At 67.3% G+C, this 22310-nt stretch carries 23 protein-coding genes and 1 pseudogene; 13 read left to right on the forward strand and 11 right to left on the reverse strand.

What is annotated here, in order from left to right; genetic code table 11:
• Positions 1-71 precede the first annotated feature (71 nt).
• From ACSQ2G_RS12430 to ACSQ2G_RS12445, 4 genes are all read right to left on the reverse strand, one after another.
• Positions 72-707, reverse strand: coding sequence for a hypothetical protein (locus ACSQ2G_RS12430; RefSeq protein ID WP_436031241.1), 636 nt, complete (start codon positions 705-707; stop codon positions 72-74).
• A 56-nt stretch (positions 708-763) separates the two neighbouring features.
• Positions 764-1330, reverse strand: coding sequence for a hypothetical protein (locus ACSQ2G_RS12435; RefSeq protein ID WP_436031243.1), 567 nt, complete (start codon positions 1328-1330; stop codon positions 764-766).
• A gap of 335 nt (positions 1331-1665) precedes the next feature.
• On the reverse strand, positions 1666-2076 hold the full coding sequence (locus ACSQ2G_RS12440; protein WP_436031245.1) for a DUF983 domain-containing protein: 411 nt from the start codon (positions 2074-2076) through the stop codon (positions 1666-1668).
• Between the two features lie 67 nt (positions 2077-2143).
• Positions 2144-2884, reverse strand: coding sequence for a hypothetical protein (locus tag ACSQ2G_RS12445; RefSeq protein WP_436031247.1), 741 nt, complete (start codon positions 2882-2884; stop codon positions 2144-2146).
• A gap of 247 nt (positions 2885-3131) precedes the next feature.
• Between ACSQ2G_RS12445 and ACSQ2G_RS12450 the strand changes: the two genes are divergently transcribed.
• Entirely contained in the window at positions 3132-3527 is a 396-nt protein-coding gene (locus ACSQ2G_RS12450) for a hypothetical protein (RefSeq protein ID WP_436031249.1), read from the forward strand.
• Positions 3528-3602: 75 nt separating this feature from the next.
• Positions 3603-3854 carry a helix-turn-helix domain-containing protein gene (locus ACSQ2G_RS12455; protein ID WP_436031250.1) on the forward strand — a complete coding sequence of 84 codons (252 nt, stop codon included), beginning with the start codon at positions 3603-3605 and terminating at the stop codon, positions 3852-3854.
• Between the two features lie 14 nt (positions 3855-3868).
• On the opposite strand, the gene ACSQ2G_RS12460 is transcribed toward ACSQ2G_RS12455, so the two are convergent.
• Positions 3869-4612 (reverse strand): spermidine synthase, encoded by a 744-nt coding sequence (locus ACSQ2G_RS12460; RefSeq protein WP_436031252.1) that lies wholly within the window; start codon positions 4610-4612, stop codon positions 3869-3871.
• A gap of 133 nt (positions 4613-4745) precedes the next feature.
• Between ACSQ2G_RS12460 and ACSQ2G_RS12465 the strand changes: the two genes are divergently transcribed.
• Positions 4746-5390, forward strand: coding sequence for a YoaK family protein (locus tag ACSQ2G_RS12465; RefSeq protein WP_436031253.1), 645 nt, complete (start codon positions 4746-4748; stop codon positions 5388-5390).
• Here the strand turns inward: ACSQ2G_RS12465 and ACSQ2G_RS12470 are convergent, their stop codons facing one another.
• Positions 5391-5762, reverse strand: coding sequence for a hypothetical protein (locus tag ACSQ2G_RS12470; RefSeq protein WP_436031254.1), 372 nt, complete (start codon positions 5760-5762; stop codon positions 5391-5393). It abuts the gene before it with no gap.
• Between the two features lie 32 nt (positions 5763-5794).
• Here ACSQ2G_RS12470 and ACSQ2G_RS12475 point away from each other — a divergent pair.
• A pseudogene (locus ACSQ2G_RS12475) lies at positions 5795-6193 on the forward strand (OmpW family outer membrane protein); the annotation flags it as partial.
• A 65-nt stretch (positions 6194-6258) separates the two neighbouring features.
• Here the strand turns inward: ACSQ2G_RS12475 and ACSQ2G_RS12480 are convergent.
• Positions 6259-6858, reverse strand: coding sequence for an NAD(P)H-dependent oxidoreductase (locus ACSQ2G_RS12480; RefSeq protein WP_436031256.1), 600 nt, complete (start codon positions 6856-6858; stop codon positions 6259-6261).
• A gap of 126 nt (positions 6859-6984) precedes the next feature.
• On the opposite strand from ACSQ2G_RS12480, the gene ACSQ2G_RS12485 reads away from it, so the two are divergent.
• The 6 genes from ACSQ2G_RS12485 (at position 6985) to ACSQ2G_RS12510 (ending at position 13793) form a co-directional block, all read left to right on the forward strand.
• Entirely contained in the window at positions 6985-7431 is a 447-nt protein-coding gene (locus ACSQ2G_RS12485; protein ID WP_436031257.1) for a host attachment protein, read from the forward strand.
• Between the two features lie 68 nt (positions 7432-7499).
• On the forward strand, positions 7500-9176 hold the full coding sequence (locus tag ACSQ2G_RS12490) for an MBL fold metallo-hydrolase (RefSeq protein WP_436031258.1): 1677 nt from the start codon (positions 7500-7502) through the stop codon (positions 9174-9176).
• 33 nt (positions 9177-9209) lie between these two features.
• Positions 9210-9539 (forward strand): hypothetical protein, encoded by a 330-nt coding sequence (locus ACSQ2G_RS12495; protein WP_436031260.1) that lies wholly within the window; start codon positions 9210-9212, stop codon positions 9537-9539.
• Between the two features lie 39 nt (positions 9540-9578).
• A complete protein-coding gene (locus ACSQ2G_RS12500) occupies positions 9579-12029 on the forward strand; it encodes a cation-translocating P-type ATPase (protein WP_436031262.1) in 2451 nt (816 codons plus the stop codon).
• A gap of 61 nt (positions 12030-12090) precedes the next feature.
• Positions 12091-12942, forward strand: coding sequence for a universal stress protein (locus ACSQ2G_RS12505; RefSeq protein ID WP_436031264.1), 852 nt, complete (start codon positions 12091-12093; stop codon positions 12940-12942).
• Positions 12943-12995: 53 nt separating this feature from the next.
• The gene (locus ACSQ2G_RS12510; protein ID WP_436031266.1) at positions 12996-13793 is read left to right on the forward strand and encodes a universal stress protein; all 798 of its coding nucleotides are present in this window, start codon (positions 12996-12998) and stop codon (positions 13791-13793) included.
• A 1-nt stretch (position 13794) separates the two neighbouring features.
• Here the strand turns inward: ACSQ2G_RS12510 and ACSQ2G_RS12515 are convergent, their stop codons facing one another.
• The 3 genes from ACSQ2G_RS12515 to ACSQ2G_RS12525 form a co-directional block, all read right to left on the reverse strand.
• Positions 13795-14280: an NUDIX domain-containing protein gene (locus tag ACSQ2G_RS12515; RefSeq protein WP_436031268.1), complete on the reverse strand. Its 486-nt coding sequence runs from the start codon at positions 14278-14280 to the stop codon at positions 13795-13797.
• Between the two features lie 81 nt (positions 14281-14361).
• A complete protein-coding gene (locus ACSQ2G_RS12520; protein ID WP_436031270.1) occupies positions 14362-14874 on the reverse strand; it encodes a pyridoxamine 5'-phosphate oxidase family protein in 513 nt (170 codons plus the stop codon).
• Positions 14875-14915: 41 nt separating this feature from the next.
• Positions 14916-15530 carry a helix-turn-helix domain-containing protein gene (locus ACSQ2G_RS12525; RefSeq protein ID WP_436031272.1) on the reverse strand — a complete coding sequence of 205 codons (615 nt, stop codon included), beginning with the start codon at positions 15528-15530 and terminating at the stop codon, positions 14916-14918.
• 237 nt (positions 15531-15767) lie between these two features.
• On the opposite strand from ACSQ2G_RS12525, the gene ACSQ2G_RS12530 reads away from it, so the two are divergent.
• The 3 genes from ACSQ2G_RS12530 to adh all read left to right on the forward strand — a co-directional run bounded on the left by ACSQ2G_RS12530 (position 15768) and on the right by adh (position 19356).
• The gene (locus ACSQ2G_RS12530) at positions 15768-16565 is read left to right on the forward strand and encodes a universal stress protein (protein ID WP_436031274.1); all 798 of its coding nucleotides are present in this window, start codon (positions 15768-15770) and stop codon (positions 16563-16565) included.
• Positions 16566-16743: 178 nt separating this feature from the next.
• Complete coding sequence (locus tag ACSQ2G_RS12535; RefSeq protein WP_436031276.1) at positions 16744-17712, forward strand: GAF domain-containing protein; 969 nt, start codon at positions 16744-16746, stop codon at positions 17710-17712.
• 126 nt (positions 17713-17838) lie between these two features.
• Positions 17839-19356 carry an aldehyde dehydrogenase gene (gene adh, locus ACSQ2G_RS12540; protein ID WP_436031278.1) on the forward strand — a complete coding sequence of 506 codons (1518 nt, stop codon included), beginning with the start codon at positions 17839-17841 and terminating at the stop codon, positions 19354-19356.
• A 144-nt stretch (positions 19357-19500) separates the two neighbouring features.
• Here the strand turns inward: adh and ACSQ2G_RS12545 are convergent, their stop codons facing one another.
• Entirely contained in the window at positions 19501-22182 is a 2682-nt protein-coding gene (locus ACSQ2G_RS12545) for a bifunctional acetate--CoA ligase family protein/GNAT family N-acetyltransferase (protein ID WP_436031280.1), read from the reverse strand.
• Positions 22183-22310: the final 128 nt, after the last annotated feature.

The following is a 22310-nucleotide window of genomic DNA, read 5'->3' on the forward strand; positions in this document are numbered from 1 at the left end:
CACATCACCATAGATCGCACCGCGATCACCGGTCTACAGATGAAGACCCCGTTCTTGGTCGGCCAGAGGCGTCAATCCTTGGCGGCGGCGGCCCGACGGCCCACGACAAGGGTGTTGCCGACATCGCCGTCTAGCACGGAGATTAGGACGACATCGAAACCCGACCGGCGAAGCGCTCTGGCGATCCATTGCGTCGACCACGACAGCGGCGCGTCGGCGACGTTCCAGACGATCAGACCACCCGGAGCCAGGACGTTGGCCAGCAGATCCCCGATGCCGCTGACCAGGATAGCAGCGGGGATTTTGGGGCCGCGAAAGACGTCGATGGCCACGGCGTCCCACTGGCGCGTCGTCGATAGCAAATAGGTCACCGCGTCGGCGTGGACGCACTCGACGGCCTCGGGCAGATGAAACCATCGGCGGGCGATCTCGAAGGCCGGCGCCCAGTCGTCGATGGCGGTCACCTGTCCGCCGCGCCGAGCGATCCGGGTGGCGAGCGCTCCGCCGGCGGTGCCCAGCAGCAGGACGTTCTCCGCCGCGCCCAGCGCCTGCTCCATCGCCGTGATGTAGTCGAGGCAGTTGTCGCCGTTGCTGTCGACGTGGGTATAGAGCACTTGGCCGTCGAAATAGAGCCTCCCGCCATCTCGCCGAAGCTCGACCACCCGGACGCTGCGCGCTCCATCGTCGTGTCTATGCAGAACTATCATTAGTCATAACGATCTAAATTTGTTCAAGAACGATGGGCCAAGAGGGCCATGCCCGATCATTCCTGGTTGTTCTTCGCAATGGCGCTACAGAAGCCGCGGACTCGATCGCGCACGACATCGCGCATGAGGCGAAATGCGCCGAGCATCGCGCGTTCCGGCAGAGTGGTGTCGATCGGCGTGTAGATCGCCCAATCTACCCGGCTTGCTTTGCGATAGGCCGAAGGGAAATCCAGATCGGGTTCGAGTACGACAAGATGATCGATGTCGTCCGCGTCGATCGAGAGCAGCGATTTGCTGAAGTGACCGGTGATGCCGATGCCGGATTCGACCATTACCCGAATGGCCCAGGGACTGAGCAGATGGGGCGCAACGCCTGCGCTACTGACGCGACAATTATCAGGCAAGAGATCGCGCGCGAAGCCTTCGGCGATCTGCGACAGCACGTCATTGCGGCGATCGGCAAAGAGGACGCCGCAGGGGCGCTCCACCAGATGCCCCGCGGCCGCCATGGCGCCGGGCTCAGGTGCGGCCGGCGAGCCAAGACGCTCCGAACCACTCACGCCGACGCTCAGGCCGGGATTTCCGGACAAGCAAAATGCCTCCCCCTGTTGGCGAGCCGCCATTGAACCCTCCTCTGCGGATGTAACCGAACCGAAAATCACCCGGTCGCCAGTCGCCGACCACGGTTAATCACCTCGATTATGATGTTTGAAGTGTCTATATAGCTGCTCCAGAGCGCACGCGACCAAGAATGCGCCGCCACGCAAATGCAATGCCGACGCCCAAGGGCAGTTGACCGGACGATCAAGGCGAGCCGATCGGGTCAAGGCTTCAAACTCCGAACAAAGAACCAGGGCGATCGCCGCGCCGAACCCGCCAAGGGTCGTGATCATGGCCCAGTCCCACGTCGTCGGGATGGCGTACCGACGGTGACGCCTCGGCCGTCGTTTGAGGACGCTCATTGGATATCTAGGCTCGGGTCTTGTGGAGGCGCCGCCAGCCTTATCTGGGCCTCTGTTGGTAGCTGCGCGCGCCCTTCGGCGGGCTTGGCGATCGCCCACAGCACGCCCACGACCGCACCCTTGACGATCGGCAACAACACCAGTGAAAGTACGACCAAGCTTGGGATGAGGATCGCGACCACGACCGCCGCCGGCCATTGCCAGATGAACGGGAATGCGAGCAAGGGGGCCACGACCAGGTGGCCGACGATCAGGATCGTGAAGTAGGGCGGAGCGTCGTCGGCGGGATACTGGCCGTTGTTGTGTCCGCAAACCTCACAGGTTGGCCGGATCTTCAGATAAGCGGTGAACAGTCGCCCTTCTCCGCAATCAGGGCATCGGCCGCGGGCGCCGCGCTTGAGACCCATCAACGCAGGGCGACGGTGACCCCGTGGGACGACGCTCGCTTCCGAGGGAACTGGCGGGTGTTGAATCTCACGCACCGTAGGAGACCAGCAGGCGATGGCCACAGGCGAGTTCGTCGCCCAGGGCAATCCAATCCAGGTCCGCCGCGGCGAGGGTTCGCTGAAACGCGCTCCAGTCGGCGCCCAGGCGCAGCCAATTGGAGACCTTGATCACTACGAGACCTTGATCACTCAGCAATCCGATCGTTTCGCGCCAAAAGGCCTCGGAAAGGTAGGCCGCCGGCGTGGCCTCGGAATCCTGGAAGTCGACCACCACCGCGCGGAAGGACCTCTCGGGCGCGGCCGCGACATAGGCGGCGGCGTCGCTGTTGACGACCTTCAAGCACGGCGGGGCCCCAAAGAACAGTTGAGCCAGACGTTTGGCCCGGGGATCGATATCCACGGCGATGACGTCGATGCCCTTGCGATGCAGCATCGTGGCGACTACGCCGCCGCCATGTCCCAGGACCAGGACCCTTTCAGCTCGCTCCTGTGCGAGGACATCGACGACGGCGTCGAAACTCGGCATCAGATTGCGGCCGCGATTGTCGACAAGCGACTGAAGCTCGCCGTTCCGGCGATAGCACACCGCGCGGTCCCGACGCCGCAGGGCGACCGAGATCTCCCCCAAACCGCCCTTGGATCGGTGTAGTTCGATCATCCGCCGACCGTTTCGTCGATCCAGGCGGGCAGGACGCCCCGGTAATGCGTCGTCATTGCGGGCCTCCAAAGTGCGATCATGAATCGTGATGCGATCTTCGCGCCAGGCCAAGGTGCGGGGTGTCGTATGGTTTCGCCTAGCTTAAGTGATGTGAAATATATCATTACCAATCTGAAAACAATCAACTGTGACGCCTTGACGCCCGGTAGCGGTAAGCAGTAGCCAACGCGCCAGACGAGCCTTGCGGCCAAAGCCGACGACCGACCGCCAGTTTGACCAGTCGGCCAAGACCCGTCGCGAGAGAGGGCGCGCAACTTTTCGCGCGCGGTTGCGCGGTTGAGGGCGCCAGGAGAGCGACATGCGAGATTCCGCTGATTTGGCTACCCTGCGGCAGGACGTGATCCTGCTCTCAGGCGAGATCGTGCTTGAGGGCTGGGCCGCCAAGCGCAAGGACTCGCACGGTCAGGTCAGCGGCTTGGTCCTGGTCACCAGCGAGCGCCTGTTGTTTGTCGGGGCCGATGGTCACGACTTGGCCTTGCCCATCTTCAAGATCGATACCTTGGAGGTCATCGCGCCAGACACGTTCGCCGTGGTGATCTGGTTCGGTCGCCTGCAGTTGGCGTTTGACAACCCAGCGGCCGCTGGCGCGGCGTTGAATGTTCTGCGCCAGGACAACCGCTGGGCGGCCACCGAGATGACCACGCTTCCGGTTTGTTCCGACATGGGCTCCGACGCGATTGCTGAAGCGGCCTAAACCCGTCCGCCGAGGGCAGGCCGCCTTCGAACATCATGACTTGATGATGGTCAGAACGTCACTATAGATACCCAAATGATCACCGGCGCACAAATGAAGGCTGCTCGGGCGCTCCTTGGCATTGACCAGAAGGAGCTTGCTCGCCTCTCGGGCGTCTCCGTGCCGACGATCCAGCGCATGGAAGCCAGCGACGGCATCGTCAGAGCGGTTGTAGATAGCCTCGAAAAAGTGGTCAACGCCATCAATGCGGCGGGGGTCGAGCTGATCGCGGCCGGCGCGCGCAGCGAGGGCTCAGGACGCGGCGTCCGCCTGCTGGAGCGACAATAGGGTTTCACGGAGCGTCAGAGCCGAGACGGCTGTTGATGACCGACTATCAGGGTGTTGTCACCGTCGGTGTCCAGCACGGGCGTCAGCGCCGTCTTGAAGCCGGCCCGCTTCAAGGCGGCGACGACACGCTCGGACGGCCAGGACAGGGGATGGTCGGCGACGTTCCACACCGCCACGCCGCCCGGCCGCAAAACCTTCGCAAGCAAGAGGCCAATGTCACCGGCGAACATGGCCGAGGGGATTTCACCGCCCCGGAACACGTCGATGGCGACGCCATCCCATTGCCGCGCGGTCGTGCGCAAGAAGTCCAGGGCGTCGGCGTGAACACACTCGACCTCGTCGGGAAGCTGGAACCATCGCCGGGCGACATCGAAGGCGCCGTCCCAGCAATCCACGGCGGTGACCTGTCCACCGCGGCGGCTGATTTTGGTCGCCAGCGCGCCGCCGGCCGTGCCGAGCATGAGCACGTCATGCCGTTCGGCCAACAACTCACCCATCATCGTGATGTACTTCAGTCGATTTTTTCCGTTGCCGTCGACCTGGGTGTAAAGCGCGCTTCCCTCGTAATAAAATCGCGCCCCGTCGAGGGTGGATTGATAGACGCGAACCTTTCGCGCGCCATCGTCGTGTTTATGCAAAATTCTCATGAACAGGACCGCTGCTACGATGTCGTCCCAAACGCCGAGCGGACTGATGCGTCGCCAACGGGCTAGAATCCCGGCGCGATTCACGACGGCGATGGAGATGCAAGACATCATCAGCGATATTCTGAATATCACAATGGCGACTTGCCTTGCGGCGATCGATAAACTAGCTGAAGACGCCGCCGTTCACAGCAGGCAACCGCGCCAGCATGGGGAAGGGTCGAATTTCGCAGGGTAGCGCGACCTCGTGACTCGCTATGGCTTCAAGATCCGGGCCTTGGCCATCTGCTTTGCCGGGCTGGCCGGCTACGTGGACGCGCTGGGCTTCATGAAGCTTGGTGGTTTCTTCGTGTCCTTCATGACTGGCAATTCGACGCGTCTGGCGGTCGGCCTGTCGACCAACCTGGGCAACGCCGCCATGGCGGCGTCGCTGATCCTGACGTTTCTCTTCGGGGTCATTCTCGGATCGCTTGTCGCTCAAGCCTCCAGACACCATCGGCGCGCCGCGGTGATGTTCTTCGTGTCGGCCCTGCTCCTGGTCGCCGCCGTGCTCAACGCCCTGGGCTTCGAGCACGGCGCCATCGTCGCCATGGGCCTGGCCATGGGCGCCGAAAACGCGGTCTTCGAGCGCAACGGCGAAGTGAGCATCGGCTTGACCTACATGACCGGAACCCTTGTCAAGCTCGGCCAACACTTGGCGATGGCGTTCATGGGGGGCAGCAAGACGGCATGGGCGCCGTACTTTCTGCTCTGGAGCGGCCTCGTCGCGGGAGCGGTCCTCGGAGCTCTGGCGTATGGCCATTTTGGCTTGAACGGGCTTTGGTTGGCTGCCGTCGGCGCCATGCTCCTGGCCTTCGCGACGGCGCATCTCGGACGGGTCGAGACCTCCTGATCAACATCGCTGCTGGCCGCGCGAACGGAGGGGGACCGGCTGCGCGGCGAGGTCATCGAGCGGCTGCTGTGCGATCTGGCCGTCGATCTGGACGTCGTCGCCGCCCGACACGGGCGCGACCTTGGCGCCTTCGCCGCAGACCTCGAGCGCCTGGAGGGGCTTGAGGCCGACGGCATGGTGCGCCGCCAGGGCGCACGGTTGGTCATGACCGAGCTTGGGCGGCCGTTCGTCCGCGTCGTCGCCCAAATCTTCGACCGGCACTCCAATGTCGAGCAGTCGTTCTCCCGCGTCGTATAGTTTTCGCGGCGTATGATACAGGTCAAATTTGGACAGATTGGCACAGCGTAAGAAAAAAATATCAAGACGGGTCAAGAAAAACGCTCGTTCGGAGAAAATGGTAGAAGATGAAAGCAGTTATGATGGCGGCGTTGATAGCTGTCAGTCTTGGCGTGGGCGTAGCCCAGGCGCAGGACTTTCAACCTAAGGCTAAGGGCGACCTGATTGTCCATCTGCGACTGACCGATGTGGCGTCCGGCAAGGATTCGGCCATCCTCACCGCTGCGGGCGCCGCCACCGGCCTGAAGACCCATGTCGGCGACGACGGGATGCCGACCTCGGGCCTTATCTACTTCCTGACCGGCAAGGTCGCGGTCGAGGCGATCCTGGGCACGACCGAGCACAGCATCCGCGCCCAGGGAGCCGGAACCGACGTCCTGGTGCACAAGACCTGGATGCTGCCGCCGGTGGTCACCCTGCAATACCACCCGCTGCCGGCCGGCCGGGTCAGTCCCTACGGCGCGGCACGGTGGAGCAGTGGGGTTGAGCGAGACGGCCTGCCGGCTGTTGTCGGGTGGAGCCATGCCAGGCGTCACGCCAGGCCGGAGCCGAAGAGATCGTCCAGACGCACGCGCACCTGGTCCAGCACGTCGACGACGGACTCGGCGCTGATGTTGGAGACGATGGAGCCAAAGTGCTTGTGGTCCAGGACCCGCAAGCCGCAGACGCCCGACAGGTGCAGGTCGAACACCGTCATCAGGGCCTTCAGGGCCCCGGTGGTGTTGACCCAATCCTCGGGCGCGCCGGAGGTCGAAAAGCTGAGCAGGGTCTTGTCGTCGAGCAGCGATTCCGTGCCGCCAGCGCCCGGCGCATAGCCAAAGCCCATGCTGAACACCCGATCGACATAGCCCTTGAGAATGGCGGGAGGCGCGTTGAACCAGAAGGGATAGACGAAGATGAAGCTGTCGATCTCGCTGATCAGCCGCCGTTCGGCGACCACGTCCGCGGCCGGATGCGCGCCCGATGGGGAGGGCAGTTCCTCGGCCTTCAGGCGCGGGTCGAAGTCCAACCCATAGAGGTCGCGCAGGACCACGTCATGGCTGGTCGCGCGCAGGTGCTCGACGCAGGTGCGAGCGATGGCCGCGCAAAAGCTTGTGGGCTTGGGGTGGGCGAGAATGACGGCGTGTTTCATGGGGGGCGGTTCCCAGGCAGCGAGCTTGCTGATGGCGCAGACTAGTCGCGCAGGCGGGGGGCAATTTGATCCAGATCAGGGAAAGGGGCGCCGCCTGGCCGATCCTGTCGGCTGCAGGAGGCGACGATGATCACGGATGGACGAACCTTGGTGGTGGCGGCCGACGGCGGACGGGCCCGGCTGTTCGAGGAGCCGCGCCGCGGCGGGCCCCTGACCGAACATCCCGACTGGCTGGCTGGCCTGGCGCCGCAGGTCTTTCCGCATCCCGGCTCGGGCGCGGTCCATGACCGGATGGGCTATGCGACCCACGGCGTCGCCACCGTCACCGCCGCCGACAAGAGCGCGCGCGACTTCCTGGCGCAGCTTGTGGCGCGACTGGAAGGTCTTGTCGCCGAACATCGCTTCGATCACCTGATTGTCTTCGCGCCGCCCCGCGCCCTGGGCATGCTGCGTGGGGCGCTGCCCCAAGCCCTGCGCCGGCGCCTGGCGCTCGACCAGGCCCACGACCGGGTCGATGCGGACGCCGAGGCCCTGCGCGGGGCCGTGCGCGCGCTGCGGCGTGGCGCGCCGTGAGCCCCATTCCCTTTGGCGCGGTTCAGTCGCGCCGCGTCCGACCTAGCCCATCTCCGCGAGATTCCATCATGACTCCGATCCTGTCCCTCCACGGCGCCGCCGGCTGCGTCACCGGCTCGTGCGCGCGCCTGCAGACGCAGGAAGCCACGATCCTGGTCGACTGCGGCATGTTCCAGGGATCAAAAACCCTCAAGGCGCTGAACTATGGCGAATTTCCCTTTGATCCGCGTCAGGTCGACGCCGTCCTCCTCACCCACGCCCATGTCGACCATTGCGGCCTGCTTCCCAAGCTGATGCTTGCGGGCTTCGAGGGGCCGATCTATGCGACGGCGGCGACGCGCGATCTCTGCGCGGTGATGCTGGCCGACGCCGGCGGTATCCAGGAAGGGGAGGTGGCGGCGCTCAACCGCCGCAATCAGAGACGAGGCCTGGCCCCGGTAGAGCCGATCTACACCGAGGCCGACGCGGCCCGGGTCATGAAGCAGTTTCGGAAGGTCAAGCTGGGCGAGCCGGTGGCGGTCGCGCCCGGACTCTCGGCGGTCTATTGGGAGGCGGGTCACATCCTGGGCTCGGTCTCGATCGAGGTTCTTGTCGGCCCGGCCGGCGCCGAAAAACGCTTGCTGTTCTCGGGCGACCTCGGTTCGGGCGGCAGCGATTTCGTGGCCGACCCGCAAGGTCCCAAGGGCGTCGACCACCTGATCGTCGAATCCACCTATGGCGACCGCGAGCGCGTGGCCGCCAGCGGCGCCGCGCGTCGCGCGGCCCTGGCTGAGGAACTCAAGGCGGCTCACGCCGCGGGCGGGCCGCTGCTCATCCCCGCCTTCGCCCTGGAGCGAAGCCAGGAACTGCTGGTCGACCTGCTGCAGCTGATGGAGGACGGGGACGCGCCGCGCGGCGACATCTTTCTGGATTCGCCTCTGGCCATCGAAGCCTCCAAGGTGTTCCTCGATCGGGGCTGGAACCCCGCCCTCCAGCGCAATCCGTTCGAGCCGGTGCGGCCATCCGAACATCTGCGCTTCCTGGACAAGCCCTGGGATAGCGACGGCCTGGAGCGCCTTTCCGGCTGGCATGTGATCCTGGCGGCCAGCGGCATGTGCGACGCCGGGCGCGTGCGCAAACACCTCAAGAGGCTGCTGTGGCGCAAGGAGGCGACGGTGCTGCTGTGCGGATTCCAAGCCGCTGGCACGCTGGGCCGGCTCCTCGCCGACGGGGCGCCGCGGGTTAGCATCCAGGGCGATGAGGTGCGGGTTCGCGCGCGGGTGCGCAAGCTCGACGCCTATTCAGCCCATGCCGACGCGGTGGCCTTGACCCGCTGGGTGCGCGATCGCTCGCCCATCGCAGGGTCGATCCTGCTGGCCCATGGCGAGCCGGACGCCGCCGCCGGACTGCGCGACCGATTGATCGCCGCCGGTTTCGACGCGAACGCCATCTTGATACCGGACCTGGACGACGGCTTTGACCTGACCGAGGGCGGCGCGATCCCAAGACAGCCGTCGCCGGCCCGGCTGCCGCCCCACGCCGCGACCAAACTCGACTGGCACAATCACCGGGTCGCCTTTCAGATGGCGCTCAACGCCGCCCTGGAAGGGGCGCATGACGATGCCGCCCGCGAGGCGCTGCTGCGCCGCCTCAATGCGGTCGTCGATGGCCAATTCGGCGATGAGGGCCCCTGGGCGCGGGCCAAGATCCATTTGCGCGAACTTGACCCAGGTCAACAGCCAGCGTCGCAAGAAGGCGTGCTCTAGGCCGTCACCCACCCTTCTTCGCAAGGCAAAACAATGTCAGCTCGCAAGATCAAGACGCTCACCCGCGACGGCCGCGACGCCTTTGAAAACGTCACCGATCACCTCAAGGCCATGGTCGATCACCTGGGGCAGGACACCAGCGACGCGGTCTCGGTGAGCGCGGTGGCTCTGGGCCATGCGGCCATCGAACTGGTCGGCGATGTCCAGACCAAACTTGATCGGCTCGAGACGGCGGCGGAGCGACAGATCCGGCGCCATCCCAGTGAAGCCGTGGCCGCCACCGCAACCGCTGCGGCTCTGGTCGCCGCGGCGGCCGCCAGCCTCATCACCTATGCGGTGACCCATCGCTCCCGCGCCGCATAGCCTGGTCGCATCCCATGTCCTGGTGAGGCGCAGAAGCCCATGACGGATCGCTCCAAGGGCTTGGACGAGGGCGAGGCGACGCGTCGCCTCGCCCTCGTCGGTCCCAATCAGATCGATCCGCCGCGCACGCGTTCGGTGGCGCAGATCGTCCTGGCGACCATCCGCGAACCGATGTTTGGCCTGCTCTTGGCGGCTTCAGGTCTATACTTGGCGCTTGGCGATCTGGCCGAAGGCCTGCTGCTGACCCTGGCGGCCGTCGCCACCATCGTTCAGGTCGTGTTCCAGGAAGCGCGTAGCGAACGGGCGCTTCAGGCGCTGCGCGACTTGGCAGAGCCCATGGTGCGACTGGTTCGCGACGGGGTCGAGCGCCTGTCGCCAGCGCGTTCGCTCGTGCCTGGCGATGTCGTCCTGGTGGGCGAGGGGCAGCGCGTGCCCGCCGATGGTCGACTGATCGACGGCGAACTCCTGACCATCGACGAGGCCGCCCTGACGGGCGAATCCGTTCCGGTCCAGCGCGCGCCAAGCTTGGCGCGCGACCGGTCCGGCGCGATCTTCGCCGGTACGCTTGTCGTCTCGGGCCAGGGGGTGGCCGAGGTGACCGCCACGGGACCGCGAACCGCCATCGGCAAGATCGGCGTGGCCCTGGCGACACTGGAGACAGCTCCAGCGCCGTTGCAGAAGGCCATCACGCGGCTGGTAAGGTGGCTCGGTCTGGCCGCCGGACTGTTCTGCCTATTGGTCATCGTCACCTACGGTTTGATGCGCGGCGACTGGCTGGAGGCCGCCTTGGCCGGCATCACGGTTGCGATCGCGATGATCCCCGAAGAGTTTCCGATGGTCTTGGCCGTCTTCCTGGCCCTGGGCGCGTGGCGACTTGGCCGTCACAAGGTGTTGGTTCGCCGCGGCGCGGTGATCGAGACTCTCGGCGGCGCCACCGTCCTCTGCGTCGACAAGACCGGAACCCTGACCGAGAACCGCATGAGCGTCGCCGCGCTCTGGGCGCAGGGCGTGCGGTGCGCGCCTTCGGCCAAGGGGGCGTCCGATCCGCACCCGCTGTTGGTCGCCGCCAGCCTGGCCTGCGCCGCGCGGCCGGTCGATCCGATGGATCGCGCGCTCAGCGCCCTGGCCGGGCCACCCGCCGATGCGCGCCTGGAACGCGTCTGGCCCTTGCGGACAGAGCGCCTGGCCGTGGTCCAGGCCTGGCGGCGCGCCGACCAGAGTCTGTTGCTGGCCGCCAAGGGCGCGCCGGAAGCGATTTTTGCCCTATGTCGTCTCGCACCCGAAGAGATGGTGTCCGTCCGCGCGGCGCTTGAAGTCCTGGCGCTCGAAGGCCTGCGCGTGCTGGCCGTCGCCGAGGCGCTTGGCGTTGTCGACGCACCGGAGGAGCCAGAGGCCGCCAGGTTCGTCTTTGGCGGTCTGGTCGGGTTCGCCGACCCGCTGCGCGCTGACGCGGCCGACGCCGTTCGCGAGGCGCGGACGGCCGGCGTCAAGGTGATGATGATCACCGGTGACTATCCGGCCACGGCTCTGAACATCGCGCGCCGGGCCGGCCTTGACGTGGAGGCTGGCGTCCTGACCGGCGATGACATTGCTCGGCTCGACCAGGCGGCGCTGCGGACTCGCCTGGCGAGCGTTCGGGTCTTCGCGCGCGTGCGACCTGAGCAGAAGCTGGCCTTGGTCGAAGCCCTCAGGGCCAACGGCGAGATCGTCGCCATGACCGGTGATGGCGTCAATGACGCGCCGGCCCTGGAGGCGGCCCATATCGGCATCGCCATGGGGCGGCGCGGGACGGACGTGGCCCGAGAAGCCGCCGACCTGATCCTGCTGGACGATAGCCTGGCCTCGATCGTCGGCGGCGTCCGGCTGGGCCGTCGAATCTATGACAATCTGCGGCGCGCCCTGACCTATGTCACCGCCATCCACGTACCGATCGCCGGCCTGGCCCTGGCGCCGGTGCTGCTGGGCGCGCCGCCGATGCTGTTTCCGGTGCAGGTGGTGTTTCTCGAATTGGTCATCGACCCGGTCTGCTCCCTGGTCTTCGAAGGCGAACCCAGTGATCGCGACAGCATGAAGCGACCGCCGCGCTCGCCCCGGGCGAGCCTGTTTGGCGCGCGGCAGATCGCCCATGGGGCCCTGCAGGGGATGGTCATCTTGGCCGCGGTGCTGGCCCTCTATCTCTGGGGCCTGACCTGGATGTCCGCCGCCCAAGCGCGGGCCGGCGCCTTCGCGGCTCTGGTGGTCGGCAACCTGACCCTGGCCATTACCACCGCTACAGGGCGCGACGGCCGGCTGCTGGATGCGCGACACTGGGTATTCTGGACGATCGCCGCGGTGGCCGGGGCCATCCTGCTCCTGGTGTTGTTGACGCCGGGGCTGGCGGCGCTGTTTCGGATGGCGGCGCCATCGCCGGGGTTCGTGGCGATTTGCGTTGTGGCGGGCAGCGCGGCGGCCGGCTGGGCCTGGCTGCCGAGGATGGTGCGGCGGACCTGATCCAGATCAAGGCCGGGGGAGGCGGCGAGGTCCGAAATGGCGGCCGAAAGGGAGCCTCCTGATGGCGTACAAGGACTTTCTCCTCCAGCTGGACAGCTATCCGGAGCCGACCTCGCCGGCCGTGATCGAACGCGGCGTCTGGTGGGCGCGGCACCTGGGCGCGACTCTGACGGCCTTGGCTGTCGATATCCAGATCCCGGTCCACAGCAACAGGATCGCCGACTATCTGATCGGGCTGACCGACTTGGCGCGGGCCGAGGAAGCCAAGTCCCATCGCCAGGGACAGGATGTCTTGGAGCATGCCGCCGCTTGCGCCCTGCGCGCCGAGGTCGAGTTCCTCGCCCAGACCCATCGGGCTCACCTGTTCGACGTTGGCGAGCATATCGCCAGGATGGCGCGGACCCGCGACCTGTGCATCGTGCCCATCAGCGGGCGGTTCGACGAGCAGCAGGGCGTGGTCAGGGCCGTGGTCTTCGGCTCGGGCCGTCCGACTCTGATCCTCGACGAAGCCATCGTCGAAGCGCGCACCAGCGGCTGCGCGCGGGTGGTGATCGCCTGGGACGGCGGCGCGAGCGCCGCGCGCGCCCTGGCCGACAGTCTGCCGGTCCTGGCCAAGGCCGACGCGGTCACGGTGCTGACCATTAGCGGCGACAAGCCCGGGGTCGATGACCAGGCGGGCCTGGACGTCGTGCGCCACCTGCGCAGCCACGGGATCGCCGCCCATGCCAAGGCGCTGGCGTCCGACCACGGCTCCGCCGGGGCGACCATCGAGCACTATGTGCGCCAAGTCGACGCCGACCTCCTGGTGATGGGGGCCTATGGCCACGCGCGCCTACGCGACTTCGTGCTCGGCGGCGCCACCGAATACCTCCTGCACGCGCCGCCGACCGCATTGTGGATGGCGCATGCCTGAGACGCCCCGACCAGCGATCACGCACGTGGGCAGGTCAGTTCCTGGAGAGCCCGATGAAATCCGTCCTGCTGCTCATTCACGCCGACGTCGGCCAGGAAGCCAGGCTGCGCACCGCCTTGGACCTGGTGCGCGCCCTGCAAGGGCACTTGGTGTGCCTGGACGTGGTGGCGTTTCCGACTCTGGCGGGCGACGTCACCGGCATGGCGGCCGGTCTGATCCTGACCCGGGAATGCCACGCCGCCGCCGACAATCGCAGGCGCCTCGAAGACCGGCTGGCGCGGGAGGATATCGCCTGGACCTGGATCGACACCGCTGGGGGCGTCGCCGATTGTCTGCTGCGTGAAGCGGGCCTGGCCGATCTGATCGTCGTCAATTGCAAGCGGGACCATTGGCTATCGACCGATCCTCGGGCCGCGGCGGCGACGCTCGCGCTTAAGGCCCGCTGCCCGGTGGTGGCCACCCCTGATCATGCCCAGGGTTTGGATCCAACTGGTCCGGTGGTGGTGGCCTGGGACGGCTCGGCGCCGGTCATGGCCACTCTGCGCGCCGCCGTCCCGCTCCTGACACTGTCCCGCCAGGTGCGGCTGGTCACGGTGGGGGAAGATCAAGGCGTCGCGCCGGAAGCCGCCGCGCTCTACCTGGAACGTCACGGCGTCACCGCCCAGTTGGACCGTCGCGCGGCTTTGGGAGAGGAGCCTGACGCGGTGCTTCTGCGGATCTGCGCTAAGGACGAGGCCGCCTACTGCCTGATGGGGGCTTTTGGCCACGGGCGCATGTCCGAAGATCTGTTCGGCGGCGTGACGCGGCGGATGCTCGACGCCGCCGCCCTGCCTCTGGTACTCGGCCACTAGCTCAAGATGGGTCCGCGCCTGTGGCGCCTGGCGCCAGCAGGTCCGCGGCTTCCTGGAGGATGGGCGCCTGGGCCGGGAGAATCTTCCGCAGCGCGACGGGCAGGGGGAAATAGGCGGCCTGGTCGACTTCGGGGACATCCCGCAACCGGCCCGATCGTGGCGGCCACTCCAGCCGAAACGTTTGGCTCTTGAACTGGGAAAGGTCCAGATCGGCCCGGACCAGCCAGGGCAGGATAACCTTGCCGCGATAGGCCAACCGCGGCGTCAGGGCGAGCAAAGGACCGTCCAGATCCAGGCCGATCTCCTCGCGAAATTCGCGCCGCGCCGCGACCTGCGGATCTTCCCCCGCCTGCACCAAGCCCTTGGGCAGCGACCAGGCGCCCAGATCGCGCGAGCGCCAGAGAGGTCCGCCCGGATGGACCAGCAGGAACGCTGGCTGATCACCCTCGAGCCGGTAGGCGAGAATGGCGGCGCTTTGTCGAGGCATGGACCTTCCAACGCCATTCGGGGCGGAATGTTCAGGCGCGGCGCCGACCGTGCCGTGGCATCGCCCGCGATCAGCCGGCGACTAGGCGTTCACGGGTTCGAGGCGCCAATCCTGCCGCACGGCGAACTGCTGGATCCGTCCGGGGGGCGATCCATAGTCGATCAACGACACCCATTGCGGCGTGAACCGCAGCAGGGCCACGGCGTGCCCGGAGGGGTGGGGCTCGAAGCGGGCGAACTCGGGCGTTCCCCAGATTCGGCGATTGAGCGCATCGACCCAAAGCGGATCATCGATCAAGGTCGCGCGGCCGGCAAGGGACAGGCCCTGAGGCGGACCGTCGGCGTCGCCGCCGATGGCGATCGAGATCCGAGGGTCGGCGGCGATATTGGCGCGTTTCTGGCTGTCCTGCGCCACCAGGAAATACAGCGTCAACCCGTCGGCGAGGTAGTTCACCAAGGTCGCCTGCGGCCAACCATCGGGGCGCAGCGTCGCCACGCTCATCAGATGATGACGGGCCAGGATCGCGCTGACCTTGGTCTCGGGAGATGGCGGCTCAGGCGGTGGCGCGGGCGATGCGATTGGATCTTGAGCCATGAGGTCCTCCTATGGACTTCGCGCGGCTTGACCTGAGCCGCTCAGGCCGCAGCCAGATCGGCCAGGCGATCGGGCGCGCGGATGCGAAACCGCCGGCAGCCTTCCAAGGCCACCAAGCCATCGGCCTGAAGTTGGGTGATCATTCGCGACACGGTCTCGATCGTCAGGCCCAGATGGTCGGCGATGTCCTGGCGGCTCATCGCCAATTCGTTCCAGGCCGCGTTCTGGCGCTGGGCCACATCCGACAGGAATCCGGCCACTCGTTCGTAGGCGCTCTTGCGCGCCAGCAGCATCATGTGATCTTGAGCGCGGCCCAATTCCTGACCCGTGGCGCGCCAGATCAGACGCTCCAGACGCTCGCCCGCCTCCCCGTAGTGCTTGATAGCCGAGCGTTTGGCCACCAGGATCTTGCTGTCGCACAAGGCTTCGGCCGAGGCGCGGTGGGTGGGGCCCGTCTCCAGGCCAAACAGGTCGCCAGGATAGTAGAAGCCGGCGATCTGCCGGCGCCCGTCAGCGAGCAGGCGGGAGGCGCGGACCGCGCCGCGCTGGACCTGGTAGACCATATCGGTCTCCTCATCCTGGGCGTAGATTTCCTCGCTGGTGGAGAAGTTCATGCCCACGCCGATCGCGCCGAAGACCTCGATGGGCGAAATCATCGGGGCGCGTGGATCAGTAACGTCGGCGCAATCTCGCAGGAAAGCTGGCATGGACATCACGCGTCTCCTTGAGCGGTCGTCCTCAGGGATAGGTGAACGGCGCCTGACCGCCCATTGGGATGTTTACGTAGTCGCGGCTCAAGCCCGGTCATGGACCCGCCGTCCTCCGTATAAACCCGGATACCGGGGCGCGGATCGCGCGCTTAGCGTCTCGGCGTTGGATTCACGGAGGCGACCATGAAAACGGTTCTGTTGCTCGTGCATGACGACGCCGGCCAGGAGGCGCGCCTGCAGGCGGCCCTCGATCTCACCCGCGCTTTGAACGGGCACCTGCGATGCGTGGACGTGACGCCGGTTGCCGACTTCGCCGGCGACGTCGACGGCGCGGCCCAAGCGATGCTCCTTGCCGAGGAGCGCAAGACGGAGGCGGCCAACCGGATCGCCGTGGAAACCCGCTTGGCCCATGAACAGACGCCGTGGGACTGGATCGACGCCACCGGCGACGTGACGCGATGCCTGATGCGCGAGGCCGGCCTGGCGGATTTGATCGTCGTCAACTGCAAGCGTGACCGCCTGCTCCAGGTGGAGCCGCGCGGCGTGGTCAGTAATATCGCCACACAGGCCCGCTGTCCGGTCCTGGCGGTCCCCGACAATCTCCGTGGCGTCGATGTCACCGGCCCCGTGGTGATCGCCTGGGATGGCTCACCGCCCGTGATGGCGACCCTCAGGGCGGGCGTGCCTCTGTTGAAGCTTGCCGCCTCGGTCGAGCTCATCACCGTGGGCGAGCAAGATGGCGCGCCAGCCGAAGCCGCGGCCTCCTACCTGTCGCGCCATGACATTCATGCCACGGTTCGGCGCATCGCGGCTGGCGGCGACAAGCCTGACGCCCAGATCCTCGAGGCCTGCGCCGCCGCCGGGGCCGGCTACTGCCTGATGGGCGCCTATGGCCACGGACGCCTGCGAGAGGAGCTGTTTGGCGGCGTCACCCGACGCCTGTTGGACGCGGCGCAATTGCCTCTGCTCTTGGGGCGCTGATGCCCGGCGCGCTCGCAAGCCGGAGCGACCTGATCGGCCGCCCGGCCGTCGGTCGACCCTGGCCGGCGCGGATGTCCTTGACCCTCGTCTTGGGGAGCGGCCGGTACGATCTGGCGTGTTGTCGCCGTCGCGTCATGGGCGGATGATCGGCGCGAAAGGCGGTCCAGGAGGGAGCTCGATGTCCGAGCTACGCAGGTCGAGCCATGGCGATCACATCCTGGCGGTCGTTTCCGATCGCTCGGCCGCGGCCCGCTCGGCCCTGGCGGCCTCATGGGTGCGGTCGTCGGCCTGGTATGGGCTTGATCCTGAAAACACCGGCGCGCCCCGCACCCTCGGCGCGAATGAACTGGGCCAAGCCCGTGAGCGGATCGAGCCGTTGCTGCACGCCGCCCAGGCCAATCTCGATCGCTTGTTCCTGGCCGTCGGCTCGACCGGCTGTTGCGTGTTGTTCACGGACCATCACGGCGTCCCGGTAGACCGGCGCGGCGTGGCCTCCGACGACGACACCTTCCATCGTTGGGGGCTGTGGACCGGGGCGGTGTGGAGCGAGCAGGCCGAGGGCACCAACGGCATCGGCACCTGCCTAGCCGAGGAACGGCCCTTGACCATCCACCGTGAACAGCATTTTCACGCCCGCAATACCACCCTGAGCTGCACGGTGGCGCCGATCTACGATCATCAGGGCCGCCTGGCCGCTGCGCTCGACGTTTCGTCGTGCAGGGCTGATCTGACCGAGGGCTTTGTCGGTCTGATCGCCACGGCGGTGGCCGACGCCGCCCGGCGGATCGAAGCGGAGAACTTTCGCCGGGTCTTTCCCAAGGCGCGCGTGCTGTTCGCCGGCGACCCGGAGCGGGGCGGCGGGCTTCTGGCCGTGGATCGCGATGACCTAGTGGTCGGCGCCACGCGCGCGGCGCGCCTAGCCTACGGTTTGACCGACGCCCGGCTGGCCCAACCCTTGCCCGCCGACACCTTGCTGTTTCCCGACGAGGATCGTGGCGAGGATCTGAGCGAATTGGAGCGCTCGGGCCTGCAGCGGGCCCTGGCGCGCACCTCGGGCAATGTCTCGGCCGCGGCCAAGGCGCTGGGCATCAGCCGCGCCACGCTGCATCGCAAGCTGGCCGGTCTGGGCCTGCATCGGCGCGCTTGAGAGCGCTTTCTGTCGCAGACTTGCGACAGTCGCGGGCGACCTTCCTTGGCGGGGGGACTGACAATCGGCGGCGACAGGCCAATCCTTCCTCAGCGACGCCGAACACGGCGCGATCCGGAGGAAGTCATGACCAAGCCCCAGTTCACTCGCACCGCCAAACCGCCGTTCAAGACCCGCTACGGCAATTTTATCGGCGGCCAATGGGTGGAGCCCATCGCGGGTCGCTATTTCGAGAACAGCTCGCCGATTAACGGCCGTGTCCTGTGCGAGATCCCCCGGTCCGACGCCGCCGATGTGGAGATGGCCCTGGACGCCGCCCACGCCGCGAAGGCGGCATGGGGCGCGACCAGCGTGACCGAGCGCGCCAATCTGCTGAACCGCATCGCCCAGGTCATGGAAGACAGTCTGCCGCTGTTGGCGGCGGCCGAGACCTGGGACAACGGCAAGCCGATCCGCGAAACGACGGCGGCCGACCTGCCGCTGGCCATCGACCACTTCCGTTATTTCGCCGGCTGTATCCGGGCGCAGGAAGGCGGCGTTTCCGAGATCGACCACGACACCGTCGCCTATCATTTCCACGAGCCGCTGGGCGTGGTCGGCCAGATCATCCCCTGGAACTTTCCGCTGCTGATGGCTTGCTGGAAACTGGCCCCGGCTCTGGCGGCCGGTAACTGCGTGGTGCTCAAGCCCGCTGAGCAGACCCCCGCCTCGATCCTCGTCCTGGCCGAGCTGATCGGCGACATTCTGCCGCCCGGCGTGCTCAACATCGTCAACGGCTTTGGCCTGGAGGCCGGCAAGCCCCTGGCCTCCAGCCCACGCATCGCCAAGATCGCCTTCACCGGCGAGACCTCCACGGGCCGGCTGATCATGCAGTACGCCAGTCAGAACCTGATCCCGGTAACCCTGGAGTTGGGCGGCAAGTCGCCCAACATCTTCTTCAAGGATGTGATGGCGGAAGACGACGACTATCTCGACAAGGCCATCGAGGGCCTGGTGATGTTCGCCCTGAACCAGGGCGAGGTCTGCACCTGCCCCAGTCGGGCCCTGATCCATGAAGACATCTACGAGGCCTTCATGGCGCGGGCCCTCAAGCGCGTCGAGGCCATCGTCCAGGGCGATCCGCTCGACCCGGCCACGATGATCGGCGCCCAGGCGTCCGGCGAACAGCTGGAGAAGATTCTCGGCTACATCGACATCGGTCGCCAGGAGGGCGCCGAGCTTTTGACCGGCGGCGCGCGCGCCGACCTGCCGGGTGACCTGGCCGGCGGCTTCTACGTCCAGCCGACCGTGTTCAAGGGCCACAACAGGATGCGGATCTTCCAGGAGGAAATCTTCGGTCCTGTGCTGTCGGTGACCACCTTCAAGACCGACGAGGAGGCTTTGGCGATCGCCAACGACACCCTTTACGGCCTGGGCGCCGGCGTCTGGAGCCGCGACGCCAATCGCTGCTATCGCTTTGGCCGCGCCATCCAGGCCGGCCGGGTCTGGACCAACTGCTATCACGCCTATCCCGCCCACGCGGCGTTCGGCGGCTACAAGTCGTCGGGCATCGGCCGCGAGAACCACCGGATGATGCTCGACCACTACCAGCAGACCAAGAACCTGCTGGTCAGCTACAGCCCCAAGAAGCTCGGGTTCTTCTAGCCTCGCGCGTCTAAAGGCGGCGTCGGTCACGCCGACGCCGCGGCTCATTTCGCTGCTCAGTCAGGGCGTCTCGCTGGCCAGCTTGAGGAGAGCCGATCTCCCACGCGGCTTTGGCGAGTCGCCGGGCGGGGGCCCGGGTCGGTCCTAGGCCTCGATGCTGGCGTCGATCCGACGTTCGACGATCCGCAGGCTGGTGTCGTCCGGGCAGATCCGGGCGGTAAAGCCCATGTCGCGCTCGAGCTGAAGGGCGGCGACATGGTCGGCGCTTTCCAGCGAATGGACGACCTTGATGCCCCGGGCGCGCGCATAGGCCAGGACGTGGTCGAGCAGGGTCCAGCCCAGGCCGTGGCCCTTCAGGTCGCTGCGCACCGTGACGGCCACCTCGGCGCGCTCGGGATCGGCGCCGGAGGCCAGCATGGCGGTGGCGATGACCGTCCGGCCGTCGGCGTCGAAGGCCAAGAAGGTCATGGTGCGGCGGTAGTCGACCTGGGTCATCAACGCCAGCCGGTCGGCGTCCACGGTGCGCAGGGGCGATAGAAACCGCAGTCGCAGGTCTTCAGCGTCGAGCTGCGCGAAGAAGGCCGCCACGGCCGGGGTGTCGTCGGGCCGCACCGGCCGGACATGGAAAGCCAGGCCGCTTCGGGTCCGCAGATCGGCGGCCCATTCCATGGGCACGGGCTGGATGATCAGCCGGGAGGTGGGGCTGGCGTCCTGGGTGATGACGATGCGGGCGTCGAGCGCCAGGACGCCGTAGGCGTCGACGCGCAAGGGGTTGATGTCCAACTCCACGATATCGGGCAGGTCGACGGCGATCGCCGAGAGCGCCTCCAGGGCGGCGGCCACCCCGCCGATGTCGGCCTGGGGTTCGTCGCGATAGCCGGTCAACAGGCGCGATACCCGGGTCTTGGCGATCATCGCCTGCGCCAGCTCGCCGTCGAGCGGCGGCAGGCCCAGGGCGCGATCCTTGAGCACCTCGACCGCCTTGCCGCCGGCCCCGACCATCAGCACCGGACCGAAGGTGGCGTCTTGCGCCAGGCCGACGATGAGTTCGTGGGCGCGCCGCAGCGGGATCATGGTCTCCACCGCGAACCCGGTGATCACGGCGTCAGGGCAGGTTCTCGCGATGCGCGCGACCATGGCCGCGGCGGCCGCGCTGGCGGCCTCGGCGTTCGGGAGATCGAGGGCGACGCCGCCGACGTCGGACTTATGGCTGATCTGCGGCGAGACGATCTTGACGGCGTAGGGCGGGGCGAGTTCGGCGCAGATCCCGGCGACGTCCTGGGCGGTGGCGGCCAGGCGGGTCGGGACGGTGGCGACGCCATAGGCGTTCAGCAGCGCCTTGGCCTCGACCTCGTTGAGCAGGGTGCGGCCCTGCGACCTTGCGGTTTGGATCAAGTCCAAGGCCGCGCTGCGGTTACCGACGCGCGCGTCGTGGCGAGCTGGCGCGGCCATCAGGCTGGCCTTGGCGTGCCGGGCGGCCAGCAAGTGGCCGAAGGCTCGTGCCGCGGCGTCCGGGGCGCCGAACATCGGAACGCCGGCCGCGCTGAGGATCGGCCCGGCGGCGTCCTGGTTGGCGTCGCCCAGCCAGCAGGCGATCACCGGCTTGCTCAGACCCCATCCGCGAGCGGTCACGACGCTGGCGGCGACGCCCCGGGCGATGTCGCCCGGGTTGGATAAGGCGGTGGGACAGTTCATGACCAGAACCGCGTCGACTCCGGCGTCCGCCAGCACCGCGTCGAGCGCTAGGCGATAGCGCTCGTCCGACGCGTCGCCCATCAAGTCCACCGGATCGCCATGTGACCAGTCGGCGGGGAGGACGGCGTTCAGGCGGTCCAGGGTCTCCGGCCCGAGTTCGGCCAGGACGCCGCCGCTCGACGCCATGGCGTCCAGGGCCAGGATGCCGGCCCCGCCGCCATTGGTGACGATGGCCAGACGCTCGCCGGCCAGGCCCCGCCCGGCGCGCAGCACCGCGGCGGCGTCGAAGAGGTCGGTCAGGGTTTCGACCTGGACAATGCCTGCCCGCTCGAAAGCGCAGGCGTGGACGTCATAGGCGCCGGCCAAGGCGCCGGTGTGGGAGCGAACGGCCTTGCCGCTGGCGGCGTTGCGCCCGGCCTTCAAGGCGATCACCGGCTTGATGCGCGCCGCGGCGCGGGCCGCCGACATGAACTTGGCCGCGTTGGTGACGCCCTCGACATAGAGCAGGATGGCGTCGGTATGAGCATCGGCGGCGAAAAGGTCGATCAGGTCCCCCAGGTCGACCTCGGCCATGTCGCCCACCGAGACGATGCCGGAAAAGCCAAGCTGGCGAGTATTGGCCCAATCGATCACGCCGCTCACCAGGGCGCCGCTCTGCGAGATCAGGGCCAGGCCCCCAGGTTGGGGCGCGCCGCGGGCAAAGGAGGCGTTGAGGCGCGCATGGGGAGCCAGCAGGCCCAGACCATTGGGGCCGATGATCCGCAAGCCGAAGGGCCTGGCGGCCTCCAGCATGGCTTGGCGCAAGCCGTTGGCTTGGGTCAAACCCGCCGAGAGGATCGCGGCGATCTTAACCCCGGCCGCCCCAAGTTCGGCGACGACCTGAGGGACGGCGGCGGCCGGGACCGCCACCACGGCCAGGTCAGGGGGCTCGGGCAGGTCGGTGATGGTCGCCGACCAGATTGTTCCCACCACCGACTGCGGGCGCGGATTGACCAGGTGGACCGGACCGGCGAAGCCTCCGGACAGCAGGTTCTCGACGATTACCTGGCCCACGGAGCCTGGGCGATCCGAGCCGCCGATCACCGCCACCGAGGCCGGAGAGAGCAGGGGGGAGAGGTTTTGCAGGGACATGGCGGCCTCAAGCGTCAGGGCCCGTCGGGGGCCGTCAACAAGCAAGGGATACGCCGCGGCGATTGCGCGCCATCCGTAGACTCCCGCATGTGGCTTGGCGCGAGCCTCGCCGAACCGGTTTGTAAGCC

This window comes from Caulobacter sp. LjRoot300 (genome assembly GCF_964253875.1).
Classification (GTDB): domain Bacteria; phylum Pseudomonadota; class Alphaproteobacteria; order Caulobacterales; family Caulobacteraceae; genus Caulobacter.

Coding starts and splice junctions, on each gene's coding strand:
- ACSQ2G_RS12460 (WP_436031252.1), bottom strand. CDS start 4,612: ATGATGTCTTGCATCTCCATCGCCGTCGTGAATCGCGCCGGGATTCTA.
- ACSQ2G_RS12430 (WP_436031241.1), bottom strand. CDS start 707: ATGATAGTTCTGCATAGACACGACGATGGAGCGCGCAGCGTCCGGGTG.
- ACSQ2G_RS12545 (WP_436031280.1), bottom strand. CDS start 22,182: ATGTCCCTGCAAAACCTCTCCCCCCTGCTCTCTCCGGCCTCGGTGGCG.
- adh (WP_436031278.1), top strand. CDS start 17,839: ATGACCAAGCCCCAGTTCACTCGCACCGCCAAACCGCCGTTCAAGACC.
- ACSQ2G_RS12520 (WP_436031270.1), bottom strand. CDS start 14,874: ATGGCTCAAGATCCAATCGCATCGCCCGCGCCACCGCCTGAGCCGCCA.
- ACSQ2G_RS12450 (WP_436031249.1), top strand. CDS start 3,132: ATGCGAGATTCCGCTGATTTGGCTACCCTGCGGCAGGACGTGATCCTG.
- ACSQ2G_RS12440 (WP_436031245.1), bottom strand. CDS start 2,076: ATGGGTCTCAAGCGCGGCGCCCGCGGCCGATGCCCTGATTGCGGAGAA.
- ACSQ2G_RS12455 (WP_436031250.1), top strand. CDS start 3,603: ATGATCACCGGCGCACAAATGAAGGCTGCTCGGGCGCTCCTTGGCATT.
- ACSQ2G_RS12515 (WP_436031268.1), bottom strand. CDS start 14,280: ATGCCTCGACAAAGCGCCGCCATTCTCGCCTACCGGCTCGAGGGTGAT.
- ACSQ2G_RS12495 (WP_436031260.1), top strand. CDS start 9,210: ATGTCAGCTCGCAAGATCAAGACGCTCACCCGCGACGGCCGCGACGCC.
- ACSQ2G_RS12535 (WP_436031276.1), top strand. CDS start 16,744: ATGTCCGAGCTACGCAGGTCGAGCCATGGCGATCACATCCTGGCGGTC.
- ACSQ2G_RS12530 (WP_436031274.1), top strand. CDS start 15,768: ATGAAAACGGTTCTGTTGCTCGTGCATGACGACGCCGGCCAGGAGGCG.
- ACSQ2G_RS12490 (WP_436031258.1), top strand. CDS start 7,500: ATGACTCCGATCCTGTCCCTCCACGGCGCCGCCGGCTGCGTCACCGGC.
- ACSQ2G_RS12525 (WP_436031272.1), bottom strand. CDS start 15,530: ATGATTTCGCCCATCGAGGTCTTCGGCGCGATCGGCGTGGGCATGAAC.
- ACSQ2G_RS12485 (WP_436031257.1), top strand. CDS start 6,985: ATGATCACGGATGGACGAACCTTGGTGGTGGCGGCCGACGGCGGACGG.
- ACSQ2G_RS12510 (WP_436031266.1), top strand. CDS start 12,996: ATGAAATCCGTCCTGCTGCTCATTCACGCCGACGTCGGCCAGGAAGCC.
- ACSQ2G_RS12480 (WP_436031256.1), bottom strand. CDS start 6,858: ATGAAACACGCCGTCATTCTCGCCCACCCCAAGCCCACAAGCTTTTGC.
- ACSQ2G_RS12500 (WP_436031262.1), top strand. CDS start 9,579: ATGACGGATCGCTCCAAGGGCTTGGACGAGGGCGAGGCGACGCGTCGC.
- ACSQ2G_RS12435 (WP_436031243.1), bottom strand. CDS start 1,330: ATGGCGGCTCGCCAACAGGGGGAGGCATTTTGCTTGTCCGGAAATCCC.
- ACSQ2G_RS12505 (WP_436031264.1), top strand. CDS start 12,091: ATGGCGTACAAGGACTTTCTCCTCCAGCTGGACAGCTATCCGGAGCCG.